Source organism: Streptomyces sp. NBC_00193 (assembly GCF_026342735.1).
Taxonomy (GTDB): Bacteria; Actinomycetota; Actinomycetes; order Streptomycetales; family Streptomycetaceae; genus Streptomyces; species Streptomyces stoeckheimensis.
Genome location: NZ_JAPEMM010000002.1, coordinates 1,047,301 through 1,065,866, shown reverse-complemented (window position 1 = coordinate 1,065,866; position 18,566 = coordinate 1,047,301). Strand labels below are relative to the sequence as shown.

The 18,566-nt window shown below is 72.8% G+C and carries 18 protein-coding genes; 8 read left to right on the top strand and 10 right to left on the bottom strand.

Annotated elements, in window-relative coordinates; all coding sequences use genetic code 11:
- The first annotated feature begins 16 nt into the window (after window positions 1-16).
- Both OG898_RS32955 and OG898_RS32950 read left to right on the top strand, forming a co-directional pair.
- Window positions 17-1,306 (top strand): DUF6777 domain-containing protein, encoded by a 1,290-nt coding sequence (locus OG898_RS32955; protein WP_266961931.1) that lies wholly within the window; start codon window positions 17-19, stop codon window positions 1,304-1,306.
- A 7-nt stretch (window positions 1,307-1,313) separates the two neighbouring features.
- Window positions 1,314-3,377: a SpoIIE family protein phosphatase gene (locus OG898_RS32950; protein WP_250741874.1), complete on the top strand. Its 2,064-nt coding sequence runs from the start codon at window positions 1,314-1,316 to the stop codon at window positions 3,375-3,377.
- A 21-nt stretch (window positions 3,378-3,398) separates the two neighbouring features.
- Here OG898_RS32950 and OG898_RS32945 read toward each other — a convergent pair whose 3' ends face one another.
- On the bottom strand, window positions 3,399-3,752 hold the full coding sequence (locus tag OG898_RS32945) for a hypothetical protein (RefSeq protein ID WP_266961929.1): 354 nt from the start codon (window positions 3,750-3,752) through the stop codon (window positions 3,399-3,401).
- 156 nt (window positions 3,753-3,908) lie between these two features.
- On the opposite strand from OG898_RS32945, the gene OG898_RS32940 reads away from it, so the two are divergent.
- Entirely contained in the window at window positions 3,909-4,769 is an 861-nt protein-coding gene (locus tag OG898_RS32940) for an Fpg/Nei family DNA glycosylase (RefSeq protein ID WP_250741872.1), read from the top strand.
- Window positions 4,770-4,860: 91 nt separating this feature from the next.
- Window positions 4,861-5,265 (top strand): hypothetical protein, encoded by a 405-nt coding sequence (locus OG898_RS32935; RefSeq protein ID WP_250741871.1) that lies wholly within the window; start codon window positions 4,861-4,863, stop codon window positions 5,263-5,265.
- Between the two features lie 6 nt (window positions 5,266-5,271).
- On the opposite strand, the gene OG898_RS32930 is transcribed toward OG898_RS32935, so the two are convergent.
- The 3 genes from OG898_RS32930 to OG898_RS32920 form a co-directional block, all read right to left on the bottom strand.
- A complete protein-coding gene (locus OG898_RS32930) occupies window positions 5,272-5,736 on the bottom strand; it encodes a hypothetical protein (RefSeq protein ID WP_266962692.1) in 465 nt (154 codons plus the stop codon).
- Between the two features lie 261 nt (window positions 5,737-5,997).
- Window positions 5,998-6,660 (bottom strand): class I SAM-dependent methyltransferase, encoded by a 663-nt coding sequence (locus OG898_RS32925; RefSeq protein WP_266961925.1) that lies wholly within the window; start codon window positions 6,658-6,660, stop codon window positions 5,998-6,000.
- Between the two features lie 110 nt (window positions 6,661-6,770).
- The gene (locus tag OG898_RS32920) at window positions 6,771-7,310 is read right to left on the bottom strand and encodes a sigma-70 family RNA polymerase sigma factor (protein ID WP_250741869.1); all 540 of its coding nucleotides are present in this window, start codon (window positions 7,308-7,310) and stop codon (window positions 6,771-6,773) included.
- Window positions 7,311-7,617: 307 nt separating this feature from the next.
- Between OG898_RS32920 and OG898_RS32915 the strand changes: the two genes are divergently transcribed.
- Window positions 7,618-8,832, top strand: a complete 1,215-nt coding sequence (locus OG898_RS32915) for a CapA family protein (protein WP_266961922.1) — start codon at window positions 7,618-7,620, stop codon at window positions 8,830-8,832.
- Between the two features lie 14 nt (window positions 8,833-8,846).
- Here the strand turns inward: OG898_RS32915 and OG898_RS32910 are convergent, their stop codons facing one another.
- Window positions 8,847-9,575: a DUF4328 domain-containing protein gene (locus OG898_RS32910; protein ID WP_250741867.1), complete on the bottom strand. Its 729-nt coding sequence runs from the start codon at window positions 9,573-9,575 to the stop codon at window positions 8,847-8,849.
- Between the two features lie 182 nt (window positions 9,576-9,757).
- Entirely contained in the window at window positions 9,758-10,219 is a 462-nt protein-coding gene (locus tag OG898_RS32905) for a universal stress protein (protein ID WP_250741866.1), read from the bottom strand.
- Window positions 10,220-10,280: 61 nt separating this feature from the next.
- Here OG898_RS32905 and lysX point away from each other — a divergent pair, with 61 nt between their 5' ends.
- Window positions 10,281-13,595, top strand: coding sequence for a bifunctional lysylphosphatidylglycerol synthetase/lysine--tRNA ligase LysX (gene lysX / locus OG898_RS32900; RefSeq protein WP_266961920.1), 3,315 nt, complete (start codon window positions 10,281-10,283; stop codon window positions 13,593-13,595).
- A gap of 88 nt (window positions 13,596-13,683) precedes the next feature.
- A complete protein-coding gene (locus OG898_RS32895) occupies window positions 13,684-14,595 on the top strand; it encodes a polysaccharide deacetylase family protein (protein WP_266961918.1) in 912 nt (303 codons plus the stop codon).
- Between the two features lie 66 nt (window positions 14,596-14,661).
- Here OG898_RS32895 and OG898_RS32890 read toward each other — a convergent pair whose 3' ends face one another.
- Entirely contained in the window at window positions 14,662-15,351 is a 690-nt protein-coding gene (locus tag OG898_RS32890; RefSeq protein WP_250741863.1) for a class F sortase, read from the bottom strand.
- A gap of 352 nt (window positions 15,352-15,703) precedes the next feature.
- Between OG898_RS32890 and OG898_RS32885 the strand changes: the two genes are divergently transcribed.
- Window positions 15,704-16,219 carry a hypothetical protein gene (locus tag OG898_RS32885; RefSeq protein ID WP_250741862.1) on the top strand — a complete coding sequence of 172 codons (516 nt, stop codon included), beginning with the start codon at window positions 15,704-15,706 and terminating at the stop codon, window positions 16,217-16,219.
- A gap of 136 nt (window positions 16,220-16,355) precedes the next feature.
- Here the strand turns inward: OG898_RS32885 and OG898_RS32880 are convergent, their stop codons facing one another.
- From OG898_RS32880 to OG898_RS32870, 3 genes are all read right to left on the bottom strand, one after another.
- Window positions 16,356-16,976, bottom strand: a complete 621-nt coding sequence (locus OG898_RS32880) for a hypothetical protein (RefSeq protein WP_250741861.1) — start codon at window positions 16,974-16,976, stop codon at window positions 16,356-16,358.
- A gap of 232 nt (window positions 16,977-17,208) precedes the next feature.
- Entirely contained in the window at window positions 17,209-17,979 is a 771-nt protein-coding gene (locus OG898_RS32875; RefSeq protein WP_250741860.1) for a DUF4239 domain-containing protein, read from the bottom strand.
- Window positions 17,980-18,018: 39 nt separating this feature from the next.
- Window positions 18,019-18,165 carry a hypothetical protein gene (locus tag OG898_RS32870; protein WP_250741977.1) on the bottom strand — a complete coding sequence of 49 codons (147 nt, stop codon included), beginning with the start codon at window positions 18,163-18,165 and terminating at the stop codon, window positions 18,019-18,021.
- Window positions 18,166-18,566: the final 401 nt, after the last annotated feature.

Sequence of the window (18,566 nt, the reverse complement as noted above, 5' to 3'; positions counted from 1 at the left end):
AAAAGGGAGATGCAACGTGTACGCACCGACACCTCGTCAGGCGCCGCGTCGTCACGCACCGGCCCGTGCGGCCCTCTTCACCGTCCTCGGACTCCTCGCCGCGGCCTGCGGGGCCACCGGCGACGAGGGACGGACCAAGGGCCCCGCAGCCGAGAGCCAGGACGTCCACCTCCAGCCCGTGGCCTCGGCGGGCCCCGACCCCTTCACCTCCTCCTCCGCCACCGCCGAATCGGCCCCCGTCCAGCCCCCGCTGCCCAATGCGACCGGCCAGGGCATCCGCACCGTCAACGCGGCCACCCCAGGCCTGTACGGCGGAACCCAGCGGCTCGGCAGCTGCGACGTGGAGGCGCAGGTCCAGTCCCTGACCGCCGACGACGCGAAGGCGCGCGCCTTCGCCGAGGCCTCCCAGGTGGAGCAGGAGAAGATCCCCGACTTCCTGCGCGGCCTCACCCCGGTCGTGCTGCGCGCCGACACCCGGGTGACCAACCACGGCTTCGTCGGCGGCAACCCCAACGCCTTCCAGTCCGTCCTCCAGGCCGGCACCGCCGTCCTCGTGGACGACCACGGAATGCCCCGCGTCCGCTGCGCCTGCGGGAACCCGCTGGCCGCTCCGCGCGCCGCCAAGGGGACGCCGGTGCTCAAGGGGGACCCCTGGAGCGGCTACCAGCCCACCCAGGTCGTGGTCATCGAGCCGACCATGCAGGTGATCAACAACCTGGTCATCGTCAACATCGCCGACAACACCTGGATCGAGCGCACGGCCGGGGACGACGGAGCCCAGGACCGCACCCCGCGGACGCCGCCCCCGTACGACCCGGCCGACGGGATCCCCGCCGGGCCCGCGATCCCGCCCGGCACCTCGCCGGCCGAACCGTGCCGGACTCCGGAGAGCAACAGCCTCGCCCGCACCGAGCCGCCCACCGGCCCGCCCAGCCCCGGCCGCAGCCCCGCCCCGAACGCGGCCGACTGCCCGCCGGGCTCCCCGCAGACGGCTCCGAACACCCCCACCACCCCGACGGCCCCCGACCAGCCCCCGACCGGCATCCCCTCCGGCCCGCCCACGGCCCCGCCGACGGCCCCCGACCAGCCCACCGACATCCCCTCCGACCTGCCCGGGCAGACCCCGAGCGACCCGGGGACCCTGGTGGGCCCCGACGGGATGTCTCCGCAGCCGAGCGATCCGTACGGGGACCCGTACGCGAACCCGTACGCGAACCCCGACACGGACCCGTATGCCGACCCCTACTCCGTCCCCGAGCAGGAGCCCTCGGCCCCGTACGACGGCCAGTACCTGGAGAGCGCCTGACCGGCCCGTGTGTCATGGTGGACCGGTGCCGACCGCCGTATCACTGCCGGAGGACTGGCCCGCACATCCGGACCGGTCGCTCTCGCTGAACCGCATGGGCAGTTTCGACTGGGACCTGGTCACCGGTCTCATGCACATGGACTCGGCCGCCCTCGAGGTCTTCGACACGACGGACGAGGAGTACGACGGCCGGCCGGAGTCGCTCTCGCCGCGGGTCCCGCCCGCCGAGGCCGTCCGGCTCGACGCACTGGTCTCCTCGGCCCTCAAGAGCGGGGTCGACAGCTACGGCGCCTACTTCCGCATCCGCTGCCACGACGGCACGCTGCGCTGGACGCACACGCAGGGCCGGGTCATGCGGGGCCCGGACGGCCGCCCGTACCGGATCATCGGCATCGTCCGCGACGCCACCGAGGAGCTCAGTCATTCGGCGGAGCGCCTCGGACTGGACGAGGAGCGGCGCCGCCAGACCTCCGTGGTCGAGAGCACCACCGCCGCACTCGCGCACGCCCGGACCGTCCAGGACGTCATCGACGCGCTCGGCGACGCCCACGGCCTGGAACGGCTCGGATCCATGGGCATGGTGATGGGACTGGTCGAAGCCGGCCGGATCCACCTCGTCGCCGAGGGCCCCGCGGGCAGCTTCGTCCCCGGCACCCGCTACACCCGCATCGACGAGCAGTACCCGATGAGCGAGGTGGTGCGCTCGCTCCAGCCGCGGTTCCTGGACTCCGCGGCCGAGTTCGCCGCCGGGTACCCCGGGCTCTGGGCGAAGATCTCGTCCATGCACATCTCGGCGGCCGCCTACCTGCCCCTGATCGCCCAGGCCCGCCCGATCGGCGCGATCGGCCTGCTCTACCGGGACAAGGACGGCTTCACCCAGGAGGAGCGGAACCTGCTCGTCGCGCTCGGCAGCAGCATCGCCCAGAGCCTGCAGCGGGCGATGCTGCTGGAGCAGGAGCACGATCTCGCGGAAGGGCTCCAGCAGGCGATGCTGCCGCGCCGGATCCCCTCGGTGCCGGGCGCCGAGATCGCCGTACGGTACCGCTCGGCCAAGATGGGCCAGGACATCGGCGGCGACTGGTACGACGTCATCCCGCTGCCCGGCGGCCGGGTCGGCGCGGTCATCGGCGACGTCCAGGGCCACGACACCCACGCCGCGGCGGTCATGGGCCAGCTGCGGATCGTGCTGCGCGCCTACGCCGCCGAAGGGCACTCGCCGGCCACGGTCATGGCCCGGGCCTCCGTCTTCCTGCACGAGCTGGACACCGACCGCTTCGCCACCTGTACGTACGCCGAGGTCGACCTCTCGACCGGGGTGCTGCAACTGGTCCGGGCCGGCCACATCGACCCCCTCCTGCGCACCCGTGACGGGGGCTGCGAGCGCCTCGCGCTGGAGGGCGGGATGCCGCTCGGGCTGTCCGCGGAGTTCGGGCTGCTGGAGTATCCGGTGACCACGGTCGAGCTCGGACCAGGGGAAACGCTCCTGCTGTGCACGGACGGCCTGGTGGAACAGCCCGGAGCCGACCTCGACGACGGCGTGCGGCTCCTCGCCTCCCTCGTCCGCACCGGACCGGCCGACCTGGCCCTGCTCGCCGACCGGCTGTGCGAGGTCGTGGACGACCGGGGCGGCGACGACGACATGGCGCTGCTGCTGCTCCGCCGCGAGGCCGAAGAGGTCCAGCAGGCCGGCGGCCGGCTCCAGCAGCACGTGGCGCCCGGCGATCCGGAGGCCCTGGTATCGGCCCGCCACATGATCGGCGCGGCGGTGCGGACCTGGGGCGCCCGGGAGCGGGCGGACGAGATCGAGCTGGTCGCCGACGAACTCATCGTCAACGCCCTCATGCACACCGACGGTCCCGCCATCGTGACCCTGCGGGTCCTGACCGGCCCCGAACGCCGGCTCCGCGTGGAGGTCGAGGACCGCTCCAGCGCCCTGCCCCGCCGCAGGGAGGCGGGCGACTCCGGGGTCTCGGGACGCGGTCTGATGCTGGTGGACCGGCTGGCGGACGTCTGGGGCGTGGAATCGCGGGGGAGCGGGAAGTGCGTGTGGTGCGAGTTCACGATGCCGTGAGCCGCCGCCCGCCGGGCCCGCTCAGCGGAACTCGTGCACCACCTGGATCGCGCCCACGATGTGCGCGTTGAACTCGTCCAGCTCCTCGGCCGGAACCCACAGCTCGAGGATCGTTCGTCCCCCGGCCTGCTGGACGGGGTACCGGCTCAGGAACTCGGACTCGACCTCGAAGCGGGTGACGAAGCCGACGCCGCTGTGCTTCACGTTCCAGTCCCTCGCGATCCTGATCGCGTAGTCCTCGTTGAGGACCGGGTAGAAGATCGGCTGCTCGGGGAGCCGAGGCGGCCAAGCACGCCAGTCCAGGTCGCGGACCAGGTCCAGCTCCTCGGGGCCGGTGGGGCGCCACAAGGTCGTCGTTGCTTGCCGGCGGTTCATGTCGATCGCTCTCTGGACGGCGGAGCCGCTGGTGCGGCTGGTCGGAGACCGGACGGTACCCGCGCCGGGGACCCGGCAGCCACACGGTTTCCGCACCGGGGCGTCCACGGGCGCCCACGGCTCGCGCTTCGCCCGGGGGCGCGGCAGGCTGGGGGCATGCCCGAGCTGCCCGAAGTCGAGGCCCTGAGGGGGTTCCTCGACGAACACCTCGCCGGGCGGGTGGTCGAGCGCGTCCTCCCGCTCGCCGTGAGCGTGCTCAAGACGTACGACCCGCCCCTGACCGCACTCGAAGGGCAGCGGGCCGGGACCACGGCCCGGTACGGCAAGTTCCTCGCCCTGCGCATCGGCGAACTGCACCTCGTCACCCACCTCGCCCGGGCCGGCTGGCTGCGCTGGATGGACACCGTTCCCGACCGGCCGCCGGGCCCCGGCAAGGGGCCGCTCGCGCTGCGCCTGGTCCTGGAGGGCGGCGCCGGGTTCGACCTCACCGAGGCCGGGACCCAGAAGCGGCTCGCCGTGTACGTGGTCCGCGATCCGCAGGAGGTCCCGGGCATCGCCCGGCTCGGCCCGGACCCGCTCGCCGAGGGCTTCGACCGCGAGGCCTTCGGTGCGCTGCTCGCCGGGGAACGGCGGCAGATCAAAGGGGTGTTGCGCGACCAGAGCGTCATCGCGGGGATCGGCAACGCCTACAGCGACGAGATCCTCCACCACGCCAAGGTCTCGCCCTTCAAGCTGGCGGCCTCCTTCGACGAGGCGCAGGTGGACCAGCTGTACGCGGCCGTCGAGGAGACCCTGCGCACGGCCGTCGAGCGGGCGCACGGGGTGGCCGCCGGACGGCTCAAGGCCGAGAAGAAGAGCGGGATGCGGGTCCACGGCCGCGCGGGCGAGCCCTGCCCGGTGTGCGGGGACACCGTCCGTTCGGTCTCCTTCGCCGACTCCTCGCTCCAGTACTGCGCGACCTGTCAGACCGGAGGGAAGCCGCTCGCCGACCGCAGGCTGTCGAAGCTGCTGAAGTAGGCCCGGGGCCCTGCCGGAAGCTCTGCCGGGGCCCTGCCGAGGAGCCTTCCGGGAGGGTCCGGCCGGCCCGACTGCGGTTAGACTCCGGCCCATGCCCGAGGAGCAGCAGCCACAGCCGCCCCGGCGGGAGGTCGTCACCGGGGTCCCGCGCGGCAGTCGCAGGATGCCTCCCGCGCACACGCCGGCGCGGTCCGAGATCTCCGAGCAGACCACCCTGGGCGCCACGTACGTACGGGCCCTCATGCGCAGCCAACTGCGCGCCGGACTCGCCGCCCTGGCCGCCCTCGTCCTCCTGGTGGGCCTGCTGCCGCTGCTGTTCCTGCTCCCGCGGGTCGCGTCGGGCCCGCTGGTCTGGGTCGCGCTCGGGGTGCTGGTGTACCCGGTGCTGTGGTGCGTCGCCCGTGCGTACGTGATCCGGGCCGAGCGCAACGAGGCCGATTTCACCGGGCTCGTCACCGACCCGACGGAGCCGCCGGGACCGCGCCGGCCGGAGTAGCCGCACTCAGAACAGGTGCATCGCCAAATGCCCCAGGGGCAGGCCGAGTTGCCAAGCCGGGGTCCAGACGCGGGCGTTCTCGTCCAGGCCCGGCGGGGTGTCGGCGTGGCCGTGGCGTCCCGGGTCGAGGTTGGTGGCGAACAGCTCCGTGTGGTCCAGCCAGCGCCAGGCCGCCCGGGCCAGTTCCAGATCCGGGTCCTCGCCCTGCCCGCGCTCGCGGGCCTCCTCGCCCAGCGCGAGGAACCGGGTGTGGACCCAGTCGCGCCAGGGGTGACCGTACGCCGTCAGCGACATCCACTCGTCGAGCTGCGAGACGACCCGGATCCCGGAGAGCTCGCCGGCGGCGTCCGAGAGGTAGATGGTCAGCGCGAGCGTGTCGCGTCCGGCGCGGAACTCCAGGGTGCTGACCGGGATCAGCCGGCCCGTGCGCAGCAGTTCGTCGGCGATGTACTCCGCGTAGAGCCATGCCATGGGCACCGCCAGCCCACCGTCACTGGTGCCGTTCGTACCCTCGGGCTGCACCGTTCCACCTTCTCCCGCATGCGTCGCGTCTTCCCACCGTCAGCGCCGAGCCTTCCCTGCGCGGCTCGTGGAGGGGGGGATGTTTACTCAACTTGAACGGTCCGATGCCGGTTTCGATGCGGTTCGTGTCCGCTTCGCGGGCGTTCAGGCCATTCTTTGACGCATTCGCCGTACCTCGCGCGAGGCGCCTCCCGGTCCGGGCCGGGCCGGTCAGACCGTGGCGATCACGGCGTAGCGTTCGTCGGTCACCGCGCGTCCCCACAGGGCCGCGTCGTCCCCGAGGGGCTCGACGCGCAGGGAGCTCACGAGCGGGCGTACGGCGGCGGCGAGTTCGTCGGCGCCGACGCCGCCCGCCCAGGGCAGGGTCCCCGCGCCGGGTGCGTACGGTGCTGCGCTCGCACCGGATTCGCGCCAGCGGCCCTCGACGAGGACGAGGGTGCCGCCGGGGCGCAGCCGGCCGATCCAGTCGCCGAGCGCGGCGCCCGGGGAGGGCAGGGTCCACACCAGGTGGCGGCAGAGCAGGACGTCGAACCGCTGGTCCCCGGTGGGCGCAGCGGCGGCGTCGCCGACCAGGAACCGGCCGGTCAGGCCGGCGGCGGCCAGTTTCGCCCGGGCGTGCCCGACCATCTGCGGGGAGAGGTCCACGCCGGTGACCCGGTGCCCGGCCTCGGCGGCCAGCAGAGACAGCGACCCGGTGCCGCAGCCCACGTCGAGGACGTCGAGCGGTCCGGCCGGCAGCCAGGAGCGGAGGAGGTCCGCCCAGGCGGCCCGGGTCTCCGGGGCCCGCAGGCCGTGGTCCGGCTCCTCGTCGAACCGGGCCGCGGCCGTGTCCCAGTAGGCGGTGATGGCAGCGGTGTTCGTGGATTCGGGCATCCCCCGAGTCTGGCATCCGGCACTGACAACACGGCCGGCACTGACGGTGCGGCCGGCGCGCACAACACAGCCGGCACGGACAACGCCCCCGGACACCGGCCGCCCCGTCCTCAGGCGCCGAGTCCGTACCCGTAGCCCTGGAGGCCCTTCCGCAGGGCGCGCAGGGCATAGTACGTACGGGATTTGACCGTCCCCGCCGGAATGCCGAGCTCGGCCGCGGCCTCGGCCACCGAGCGGTCCTGGAAGTAGACCTGCACCAGCACGTCCCGGTGCTCCGGCCCCAGCGATCCCACGGCCCGCCGTACGTCTATGGCCGTCACCGAGCCCGCCACCGCGTCCCCCGGAGCGGGTGCCTGGTCCAGTCCCTCCGGGTCCACCTCCAGGGGCCTGGACAGGCGCGCCCGCCGGGCGTCGATGGCGAGCCGCCGGGCCACCGTGAACAGCCAGGGCCGCAGGGACTCGTAGGAGCTGCCCAGGACCTCCGGATGCTGCCAGAGCCGCAGGAGGGTCTCCTGTACGAGGTCCTCCGCGCGCTGGGCGTCCCCTCCGGTGAGGCCCAGCAGGAAACCGAACAGGGCCCGTCCGTGTTCGCGCTGGAGTTCGGCCAGCGCCTCGGGGTCCGTGCGTCGGAGGGTGGGGGCAAGGGGCACGGGAGGCTCCTTCCGGGGGTCGGTGCGGGGGTGGTCGGGGTCGACGGATCAACCCTGACCTGCACCGGGCCGCCCGGGAACCGTCCCGCCCGGACGGTGCGCCCAAGCACCCGGGTCGTCCGGTGGGCGGCCGCGCGGGGCGGTGAACGGTCGAACGGCACGCCGAACGGCCATTGGGGTGAGTGCGCGGCCGGCCGACGGAGCCGTTTCTTGACTTCAGGCGTCTCTTTCTATGGATTGACTGAAGATCAGGTAGTCATACAAATCAAGCTCGTCACATCGAGCTCATCAAGGAGAGCCGGGACAGATGACCGCGCGCACCCGCCACGCCCTCGCACTCCTGACCGCCGTCGTGCTGTCGGCCGTAGCCGGCTGCTCCGCCGGCGGGGACCCCGCGCCGGCCCGCCTCGCCGGCTCCCCGTCCGCCCCGGCGCACTCGGGTGCTCCCGGATCCACCACGGCCCCCGCCGCCGGCTCGATGAAGGGCTTCACCCTGGTCGCGAGCGGCGACGTGCTGCCCCACGAGTCGGTGATCCGGCGGGCGGCCTCCGACGCGGACGGCGACGGCCACGACTTCCGGCCGATGTTCTCCGGGGTCAAGCCGATCGTCTCGGCCGCCGACCTGGCCCTCTGTCACATGGAGACCATCTACGGCCCGGACGGCGGCCCGTTCACCGGCTACCCCGCCTTCCAGTCCCCGCCCGAGGTCGCCGACGGCCTCAAGGACGCCGGGTACGACGGCTGTTCCACGGCCTCGAACCACACGCTCGACGGCGGCGGCGCCGGTCTGAAGCGCACCCTCGACCGGTTCGACAAGGTCGGTCTGAAGCATGCGGGTTCGGCCCGTTCGGAGGCCGAGGCGGGCACCGTGACCATGTACACCGCGGGCTCCGCGAAGGTCGCGCACCTCGCCTACACGTACGACACCAACGGCTACCCGATGCCCGAGGGGCAGCCCTGGGCGGTCAGCCTGATGGAGCAGGAGAAGATCATCGCGGACTCCCGGGCGGCCCGTAAGGCGGGCGCGGACGTGGTCCTCGTCAGCCTCCACTGGGGCACGGAATGGCAGACCGAACCGGACGAGAAGCAGCTCGCGCTCGGCAAGGCGCTGACCGCCTCGCAGACCGCCGGCCGCCCCGACGTGGACATGATCCTCGGCACCCACGCCCACATCCCGCAGGCGTACGAGAAGGTCAACGGGACCTGGATCGTCTACGGCATGGGAGACCAGGTCGCCGGCGAGATGTTCAACTACACCGGCGCACGGGACATGCGCGGCAACTACGGTTCCATCGGCCGCTTCACCTTCGCCCCGCCGGCCGCCCCCGGGCAGCGCTGGCAGGTCACCAAGGCCGAGTTCGTCCCGCAGATGATGGACCTCGGGGCGGGCCGGGTCGTCAACCTCCCCGCGGCCCTCGCCCAGTCGCCGGGCCGCGAGGACTACGAGAACGCCCGCGACGAGATCACCGAGGCCGTCCTCGGCCGCGGCGCGGCGAAGGACGGCCTCGTGATGGCGAAGTAGGCCCGGACGAGGGGTCAGGCGGCGGCGTTCGGGCCCTGGACGGCCTTGACGCGCTGCATCGCGGTCAGCTTGCGCACGAAGAGGACGGCCAGCACGGCGGCCGCGGCGGTGGCGAGCTCCGCGGCCGCCATGAAGGCGGCCCCGTCGCTGAGCGCCTCGTGCGTCAAGGCCGCCAGGTACTGCCGGGAGGCCACGCGGTCGAGGACCATGCTGACCACGAACGCCAGCCACCAGGCGACCACCGGGGCGCCCGACACCTGCCGGTGGGTGCCGTCGGGCGCGTACTGGGTGCTGGCGTCCCAGGTCTGCCGCGCCGTCCGGTACGGGAAGAAGAGGTTCGCGAACGGGACGAACCACCCGCCGATGGCCCAGCCGGCGGACTGGGTGAAGCCGTCGGGACGGAACACCTGGCCGTTGCAGCGGACCCGGTGGAACCAGAGGACGAAGACCACGGCAGTGGCCAGGTAGAGGACGCCGTGGAGGAAGCCGAGGGGGATGCTGAGCGAGTCGAGCCCACCGAGGCGCTCGCTCGTTTCGGTCGAGGACCCGCTCACGAGGTCGTCCTGCAGGCCGGACCGGTACAGGTCTGCCCCGGACAGGACGAGGCTGAGCCCGCCCACCGCGGACAGCAGCGCGGTCAGGGCCTTCGCCAGCCCTTCGGGGGAGCGCAGGACGTGGACGGCCTGCGGCAGATAGGAGCCCGGCGTCGCAGACGGCGACGGACCGGGTGCGATCGAGGACATGACGAAGTACCCCCCACGGGAACATATGCAAGGAATGACATGGAAACGGGCCGCCCTGTGGGCCGCCTTGTGCGTGGCCCGACCTGTCTGAGCTGCCTGAATGTATGTCACGCCCTGGTTCTCCGTCTACGGTGATCCCGTTGCTGGGGCGAATCACCGCCGGCGCGACCACCGCCGCACGGCTACGGCACCACCGTCACCGGCCAGCGCCCCGCCTTCACCAGGCGGATCGCCACCGAGCCCACGATCCGGTGCCCGGCCTGCTCCGAGGCCCCGACCACCACCGCGTCCGCCATCAGCTCCTCCGCCGCGCTCACCAGCCCGGCGTACGCGTCCCCGCGGAAGGTGTGGAACTGCCAGCGGACGTCGTAGACGCCCTTCAGCCGCTCCGCGGACTCCCGGATCTCGGCCACCAGCCCCTCCGCGATCTCCTCGGTGGCCTCCGACACCGGAGCCCCCAGCGAGGCCCCGGCCGGCATCACCGGCTGGACGTACACCAGCGCCAGCAGCGCGTTCTGCCGCCGGGCCAGCCCCGCCGCGTAGGCGGCCGCGCGGAGCGAGGACGACGACCCGTCCACCCCGGCGAGGATCACCTTCGGACCGTCCGTACCGCGCTCGAATCCCGTTTCCACATGCTCTGTCACCTTTGCGAGGCTAAACCCGCTCACCGCGCGAAGGGGCGCGGCCCTCCCTACAGTGCGAACCATGAGTGCCACCGTGGAGGAGACGCGCGGGACGCGCGGCAGCCGCAGCCGCTTCCTGAACCGGGTGCCCGACGCCTTCGGAGCGTTCTTCGGCACGCTCGGGCTGTTGTGCGCCCTGCTGGCGCTCTCCCCGACGCTGCGCCGCCTGCTGCGGCCCGTCGTGCGCTTCCTCGACGCCGTCGTCGTACCGGTCAGCGCCAACCTCGCCTACGCCGTCTTCCTCTTCCTCCTCGCCGCCGCACTCGGCATGCGCAAGAAGGTCGCCTGGTGGATCGTCGTCACCTATTTGGCCCTGCTGCTCCTGGTCGACGTGCTGACCGTCGCCGCCGAGGACTACTGGGTGGGCTTCTCCTCCATGGCCATCGCGGTCGCCGCCCTCGTCCTCCTGATCGCCGCGCGCAAGGAGTTCAACGCCGCCTCCCGGCCGGGGGCCCTGTGGCGGGCCCTGCTCGTGCTCGGACTCGGCCTGCTCGCGGCCGTCTTCCTCGGCTGGGGCCTGGTCGCGCTGTTCCCGGGAAGCCTGCCCCGGGGGCAGTGGCTGGACTGGTCCGCCAAGCAGGTCTTCGGCGGGCTGTTCTCGGCCCGGCAGTTCGACGGCCACCCGCCCAGGCCCCTCTACTTCCTGCTCGGCCTCTTCGGCGCCCTCGCCCTGCTGAACGCCGCCGCCACCCTCTTCCGCTCCCAGCGGCTGACCGCCGCCCTGCACGGGGACGAGGAGCCCCGCATCCGGGCGCTGCTGGGCGCCTACGGGCGCAACGACTCCCTCGGCTACTTCGCCACCCGGCGGGACAAGGCCGTGGTGTTCGCCCCGAACGGCAAGGCCGCCGTCACCTACCGGGTCGAGGCCGGCGTCTGCCTCGGCAGCGGCGACCCCGTCGGCGACCCGGCCTCCTGGACCCCCGCCATCGACGCCTGGCTCGCCGTCGCCCGGCGCTACGGCTGGCAGCCCGCCGTCATGGGCGCCTCCGAGGACGGCGCGACCGCGTACGCCCGCTCCGGACTCGGCGCCCTCCAGCTCGGCGACGAGGCCATCCTGCACGTCGCCCACTTCGACCTCGACGGCCGCGACATGCGCGTCACCCGGCAGGCCGTCAACCGCGTCAAGCGCACCGGGGCCAGCACCGTCATCCGCCGCCACTCCGCCCTCTCCGAGGACGAGATGCAGATGATCGTGGACCGGGCCGACAAGTGGCGCGACACCGAGACCGAACGCGGCTTCTCCATGGCCCTCGACCGGCTCGGGGACTCCGCCGACGGGGACTGCCTCCTCGTGGAGGCCTTCGACGACAAGGGCGAGCTGATCGCCCTGCTCTCCTTCGTGCCCTGGGGCAAGGACGGCATCTCCCTCGACCTGATGCGCCGCGACCGGGCCGCCCCCAACGGGGTCATGGAGTTCATGGTCGCCGAGCTCTGCGCGGCCGCCCCGGGCCTGGGCGTACGCCGCATCTCCCTCAACTTCGCCGTCTTCCGCTCCGCCTTCGAGGAGGGCGGCCGGATCGGCGCCGGTCCCGTCCTCAAGGTGTGGCGCAAGCTGCTGCTCTTCTTCTCCCGCTGGTGGCAGCTGGAGGCGCTGTACCGCTCGAACGTCAAGTACGGCCCCGAGTGGTACCCGCGGTTCCTCTGCTTCCAGGACGCCGGCTCGCTCGCCCGGGTCAGCCTCGCCTCCGGCATCGCCGAGGGGTTCGTCTCCGTGCCGAGCATGCGCACCCTGTGGGGCAACGGCCACCCGCGCGGGCTCACCGCCCCCGCCACCACCGCGGGCCTGCCGCCCATCGAGTCCCTCGGGCTGGAATCCGTGGGGGAGGAGGACGCCGAGGCCGCGCGGGCCGAGCGGCAGCCCGAACAGGTCCGGGTCCGGCACCTCAAGCTGGAGCGGATCCGGGCCGCCGGCACCGACCCGTACCCCGTCGGCATCCCGCAGCGCACCCACACCGTCGCCGAACTCAAGGCCGCGCACCCCGGCTACCCGCCCGGAGCCCGCACCGGCTCGCCCGTCACCCTCGCCGGACGCGTGATGCTCGTACGCGACCTCGGCGGCGTGGTGTTCGCGGTCCTGCGGGACTGGTCCGGGGACATCCAGCTGATGTTCACCCGGGACGAGGCCGGCGCCTCCGTGCTCGACACCTTCACCTCCCAGGTGGACTTCGGCGACCACGTCGTCGCGAGCGGCGAGGTCGGCGCCAGCAAGTCCGGCGAACTGTCCGTGGTCGTCGACTCCTGGCAGCTCACCGGCAAGTGCCTGCGCCCGCTGCCCGACAAGCGCAAGGGCCTCGCCGACCCGGAGGCCAAGGTCCGCCAGCGCTACCTCGACCTGGTCGCCAGCCCCGAGGCGCGCGACGTCGTACGGGCCCGCTCCAGCGCCGTCCAGGCCCTGCGGCAGGGGCTGCTGGACCGGGGCTACCTGGAGGTCGAGACCCCGATGCTCCAGCAGATCCACGGCGGGGCCAACGCCCGCCCGTTCCGCACCCACATCAACGCCTACGACCTCGACCTGTACCTGCGCATCGCACCCGAGCTGTACCTGAAGCGGCTGTGCGTGGGCGGTATGGAGAAGGTCTTCGAGATGGGCCGCACCTTCCGCAACGAGGGCGTCTCCTACAAGCACAACCCCGAGTTCACGATGCTGGAGGCCTACCAGGCCTTCGCCGACTACGACGTGATGCTCGACCTGACCCGCGAGCTGATCCAGGGCGCCGCCACGGCCGCCTTCGGCTCGCCCATCGCGCACAAGGCCGGACCGGACGGAAAGCTCGTCGTCCACGACATCTCCGGACCCTGGCCGGTCAAGACGATGTACGGGGCGATCAGCGAGGCCCTCGGCGAGGAGGTCGACGCCGACACCGAGGAGCACGTCCTGCGGCGGCTGTGCGACCGCGCGGCCGTCCCGCACACGCCCGACAACACCCGGGGCGACGTGGTCCTGGAGATGTACGAGCGGCTCGTGGAGGAGCGCACCAAGCTGCCCACCTTCTACAAGGACTTCCCGACCGACGTCTCCCCGCTCACCCGGCAGCACCGCAAGGACCCCAGGCTCGCGGAGCGCTGGGACCTGGTGGCCTTCGGCACCGAACTGGGCACCGCCTACTCGGAACTGACCGACCCCGTCGAGCAGCGGCGCAGGCTGACCGCGCAGTCGCTGCTGGCGGCGGGCGGGGATCCGGAGGCGATGGAGCTCGACAACGACTTCCTGGACGCCCTGGAGTACGCGATGCCGCCGACCGGCGGGCTGGGCATCGGGGTCGACCGCCTCGTCATGTTCCTCACGGGGCTCACGATCCGGGAGACGCTGCCGTTCCCGCTGGTGAGGCGGGGCTGACCGGCAGGACTGCTCCGAGCGGGTGAGCGCGCGGGGGCGCGTCCGCGCCTCTCGACATCTGCGGCGATGTCGTTGATACGTAGTAGTAATGAAAAATGACGAGCCGACAGTAGGGCGACGCGTGCTCCTGCGCTCCGCCGTCTTCCTCGGAGTCGCCGCCGCCGCAGGGCTGCTGACGGGCGGCGAAACCGATCTGCCGCCATCGGGCGCACGGACCCCCGTCGCAGGAGCCGGCCCGGGGACGGCACCCGGCGGGGCCGCAGGGCCCGGACCCCTCACCGGAGCTCCCGCCGGACTGCCGCAGTTCCCGCGCGGATCCCCGTACCGGCTCGAACCGATGACCTCCGAAGGGGCCCCGGAGCGCGCACCCGCGGCGAAGCCCGCCGTACGGACCCGGCCGATCCTGGAACTGCCCGCCGGTGCGAGCACGGCGAGCGCCATGACCCTCACCTTCGACGACGGCCCCGACCCCCGCTACACCCCGGGCATCCTGGACACCCTGGCGCGCCACGGCGTCCGGGGCATGTTCTTCGTCTGCGGGGAGATGGCGGTGGAGAACAAGGACCTGCTGCGCAGGATGGTGGCCGAGGGACACGTCATCGGCAATCACACCTGGACCCATCCGCAGCTCACCAAGATCAGCCGGCCGGCGATGGCCTCCGAGATCGGCCGCACGAGCGAGGTCGTACAGCAGGCCGTCGGCACCGCCCCGCAGTGGTTCCGGGCGCCCTACGGGGCGTGGAACCGGGCCGCCTTCGAGATCGGCGCGGAGCTCGGCATGGAACCGCTCGCCTGGACCGTGGACACCCTGGACTGGAAGGAGCCCGGCACCGGGGCGATCGTGTCGCGGGTCCTCAAGCAGGCCGCGCCCGGGGTGATCGTGCTGAACCACGACGCGGGAGGCAACCGCTCGCAGAGCGTGCAGGCGCTGGCGAGCTACCTGCCGCAACTGCTCGGACGGGGATTCCGGATGACGTTGCCGGAGCCGCCGCCGCGCTGAGCGGCCGTACCCCGCGCGGCGGCGGCATGGTCCGCAGCCGCCGCCGCGCGGGTGGGCCGGTGTCGGTCAGCGGGCCTCCACCATCCGCGCGAACACGACGACGTTGCCGTCGTAGCCGCGCCCCTTCGAGTAGCCGCCTCCACAGGTGATCACCCGGAGTTCCGGGTGTCCGGTGTCCCCGTACACCCGGGACCCGGGGAAGGTGTTCTTGGAGAAGACCTCCACGCCGTACACCTCGAACACCGCCGTGCGGCCGTCGTAGCGCGCCACCTCGATGCGGCTGCCCTTCTGGACCGAGCCCAGCCCGTAGAAGACCGCGGGGCCCTGCGCGTTGTCCACGTGGCCCACGATCACCGACGAACCCTGCTGGCCCGGCGAGATGCCGTTGAGGTACCAGCCGGCCAGGTTCTTGTCCTGCGGGGGCGGCGCGTCGATCCAGCCCTGCGCGTCCAGCCCGACCGTCATCACCGGCGCGTCCACGCTGATCGACGGGATCCGGATGCGCTGGACCGACGAGTGGTCCAGCACCTCCATGTCCGGCGGCGGCACGGGCGGCTCGGAAGGCGCCTGGTCGGCCTGCGGCCCGACCGCCGACCCGGCCGGTGCACTCACCGCCGCCGCTGCGGCCGGCTGCGGGGGTCCGTCGCCGGCCTCGGCTCCGTTGCGCATCATGGCGAGGCCGGTGAGCATGACCAGCGCGATCGCACCCCAGGGGGAGCGTCTCCTCGGTGGCCTCTCACTCTCGTCCTCGAGCATGGTTCTCCCTTCCCGACGCGGGGGTCCCGACCCGCGTTCTTGTCCCACCCCTTCACGCCCTACTTCACGCACGCTAAGGCGGTGCGTGCGGGACGGCGATCGGGGAAGGGCGAACGGGTGGTGGGGCCGGAAGGGGTGCGCCCATCCAGGTAATCGTCACATAAATGCCTGACGGGTCGTGACCTGCGGATCCGTCAGCGAATGCGTCCGCGCATCGGCGTGTCGCTCAACCTTGCGGCCCAAAGGCGAACATGCGCTGGTTGCGGACCGAGTCGAGGGTTCGTGATGGGAGGCGTTCTCGTCGATCTGCCCGGGCCACCGCTCCGGGGCGCTTCCCGCTGGAGGTTCCACCATGCGTGTTCTCCGCGCTCTTACCGTGACCGCGGCGGCCACTTGCGCCGCCATCGCCCTCAGTGCCCCCTTCGCCTCCGCGAACCCCGCGGGCGGTCCGCCCTCGGGAGGAAACGGCGGGCCCAGCAATGTCACGGTCAACCCCTACTCCGTGCACCAGGGCTCCACGATGCAGGTCAGCGCGGCCGGCTGCGGCCACGGCGGCATCGTCTTCTCGCACGGCAACTTTCCGCAGACGAACCTGTCCGCCGGCTCCATCGGCTTCGCGACCGTCCGGATCTTCAACCACGCCTCGCCCGGGCACCACACGCTGTCGGTCAAGTGCCACGACAACAGCCTCGTCGCCACGCACCGCTTCACGATCCTGGACGGCCGCGGCGCACAGGGAGGCCTCGGCGGCTCCCTCGGCCCGTCCACCACCGAGACCGCCATCGGCGCGAGCCTCGTCGGTGCGGCGGCCCTCGGTGCCGGTGCCCACGTGATGCGCCGCCGGCGCCCGATCCGCGGCCGGGCCTGACCGGCCGACCTCCCCGGTCGGCCCGGACAACCGCCGGTCGCCCCGTGTCCTGGCCAGGACACGGGGCGACCGGCGTTTCCGGAGGGATCGAGCGGGTGTGGGTACGGGTACGCAGTGCACCGGTGGTGCGGCACGGTCAGTGGATGCGGCGGATGTCCCGGCGGCGCAGGGCGTAGCCGAGACCGACCAGCCCGCCGAGGACGAGCCCCGCGCCGGCGCCGAGTTCCAGGGGATCGAGCCCGGCCACACTGCCGCCGAGGCCTCCGCGGACGCCGAGGGTGGCGCGGCGCGAAGCGCCCGTACCGGTGCCGGCGCTGGTGCCCGTACTCGTACCGGCGACCGCGCTCGCGCTCCTGCGGGCACCGACGGTGGAGCTGGTCGTGGGCTTGCCGGTGCCGCCGGCGATCGTGAGGTCGGCCGAGCCGGTCTCGCCGGCGCAGGTGAAGGAGACGGAGTACTGGGCTCCGCGCCGCGCGTCCCGGTCCACGGTGACCCGTGCGGTCTTGCCCCGGTCGATGCTCACGGTGTCGAAGACGCCGGAGGAGACGGTGGCGAAGGCGGCGTTGCAGCCGGTGACGGACAGCACCACCTGACCGCCGGGGGCGACCGTCGAGGGGGTGATGGCGAAACCGAAGGAGGTGATGGGCGCGGCCTCGGCCGCGCGCGCGGCGGGCGCGGCCGCCGCGCCGACTATCAGGAGGGCGCCCGCCGCGGCGGCGCCCAACAGGGCTGTGGGGGAGGTGGGTATCGCGCCCATGGTTGATTCTCCGGATCCCCGAGGAGCAGCCGCGGAACGGTTTCCGCACGTGGGGGGTCGTGCGCCTCGATGTCCGCCACGCTAGGCCCGGGCGCGGTGCCCCGCGATCAGGAACGGGCGAATGGGGCATGGCGGTAGGCCGAACCGGGGACGGGAGGCCCGTCCCCGGTTTGATGGGTTGATGGGTTGATGGGTTGATGGGCTGCCCGGCCCGGCAGGGGGCGACGCGGTGTCAGTCGCCCAGGCCCAGATGCGGGAACTGGGAGAGGAACGGCTCTGCGGTGGCGGCGATGCCCCGGCCGAAGGGGGCGTCGAAGTCCCAGATGAGGAACAGCAGGAACGCGATCAGCGCGCTGAACAGCCCGGCCAGCAGCAGTTCCCGGAACGAGCGCCTGATCTGGAGCGTGAAGATCAGCCCCACCGTCACCAGGGCTCCGGCGATCAGGCCGAACCAGACCACCCCGGGCATGGTGGCCCCGGCGCTCTGGCCGCGCGCGTTGCGCGCGTCGTCGACCACGGCGACCTGGTCCACGAGCGGCTGGTAGGCCTGGCCCTCGTGGTCGGTCTGCGGTTCGTAGTCCGTCACGTCGCGGCGGATACGTTCCAGCAGCTCCCCGCTGCGGTCCGTCAGCTCGCCGTTCTCGGCCATCTCCTTCCATTCGGTGTCGACGACGTAAGTCACGTAGGCGTCGACGTCGGACCTGATCTTCTTGCGCACGTCCGCCGGGTAGACCTCGGAGCGGACGCTGATCTCGTGCAGGGCCTGCGATTCCTGGCGCACGTATTCCTGGGCGGCCCCGCGGCCCTCCCAGACGCCGGCGATCGCCAGGCCCAGCACGATCGCGTAGATCACCCCGATCATCATCGTCATGTACTCGATGACGTCCGGGGTCTCGCTGGGATCGTCGTCCTCACCGATCCGGCGCTGATTGAAGAAGGCGATGGACAGCACCACGGCACATGCCGCGGCCATCGCGAGGGACAGGACGAGCCATTCCGACAAGATGACTCCCAATCGATTACGGGGTGGAATGCGGCGGCTCTAGCGCGGGCGCAGCGCGACGATCGCGAGCACCGCGGGGGCCGCGGTCATCAAGGTGAAGGTCACCGGGGAGATGTGGCGCTCCACCGGCTTGCGCGCCGCCGCGTGGTAAGCGGGGCGCGCAACGGGCTTCTTGGGCGCGGCCACCGGGATCGCCCGGGGCTGCGCCGGTGGTGCGGGGGGCTCGGCGGCGGGTTTCGGTACCGGCTTCGGGGCAGGCTTGGGCGCCGGGGGAGCGGGGGCCGGGCGCGCGGGGGGCGGGGCCGGCTCGGGGGGTTTCGGCACCGGCTTCGGAGCGGGCGGTGGCGGAGGTGGCGGGGGTGGGGGAGGCGTCGGGACGGGCGTGGGCTTCGGGGGTGGCGGTGGCGGGGGCTTCGGGGTGGGCTTGGGCGGGCACGGCGGGGGAGGCGGCGGTGGGCAGGGCGGGTGGCCGTGGTGGCCGCCGGGGCCGTGACCGTGACCGTGTCCGCCGTGGCCGTGGCCGTGTCCTTGGCCTTGACCGGGGACGCCGTGGTTGCCCGGGCCGCCCTGGTTCCCGCGGTCACCCC

Excerpts from the sequence above, each read along its gene's own strand:
- lysX (WP_266961920.1), top strand. The coding sequence starts at position 10,281 with ATGAGTGCCACCGTGGAGGAGACGCGCGGGACGCGCGGCAGCCGCAGC.
- OG898_RS32930 (WP_266962692.1), bottom strand. The coding sequence starts at position 5,736 with ATGGCATGGCTCTACGCGGAGTACATCGCCGACGAACTGCTGCGCACG.
- OG898_RS32880 (WP_250741861.1), bottom strand. The coding sequence starts at position 16,976 with ATGGGCGCGATACCCACCTCCCCCACAGCCCTGTTGGGCGCCGCCGCG.
- OG898_RS32885 (WP_250741862.1), top strand. The coding sequence starts at position 15,704 with ATGCGTGTTCTCCGCGCTCTTACCGTGACCGCGGCGGCCACTTGCGCC.
- OG898_RS32915 (WP_266961922.1), top strand. The coding sequence starts at position 7,618 with ATGACCGCGCGCACCCGCCACGCCCTCGCACTCCTGACCGCCGTCGTG.
- OG898_RS32935 (WP_250741871.1), top strand. The coding sequence starts at position 4,861 with ATGCCCGAGGAGCAGCAGCCACAGCCGCCCCGGCGGGAGGTCGTCACC.
- OG898_RS32940 (WP_250741872.1), top strand. The coding sequence starts at position 3,909 with ATGCCCGAGCTGCCCGAAGTCGAGGCCCTGAGGGGGTTCCTCGACGAA.
- OG898_RS32910 (WP_250741867.1), bottom strand. The coding sequence starts at position 9,575 with ATGTCCTCGATCGCACCCGGTCCGTCGCCGTCTGCGACGCCGGGCTCC.
- OG898_RS32925 (WP_266961925.1), bottom strand. The coding sequence starts at position 6,660 with ATGCCCGAATCCACGAACACCGCTGCCATCACCGCCTACTGGGACACG.
- OG898_RS32895 (WP_266961918.1), top strand. The coding sequence starts at position 13,684 with ATGAAAAATGACGAGCCGACAGTAGGGCGACGCGTGCTCCTGCGCTCC.
- OG898_RS32945 (WP_266961929.1), bottom strand. The coding sequence starts at position 3,752 with ATGAACCGCCGGCAAGCAACGACGACCTTGTGGCGCCCCACCGGCCCC.
- OG898_RS32890 (WP_250741863.1), bottom strand. The coding sequence starts at position 15,351 with ATGCTCGAGGACGAGAGTGAGAGGCCACCGAGGAGACGCTCCCCCTGG.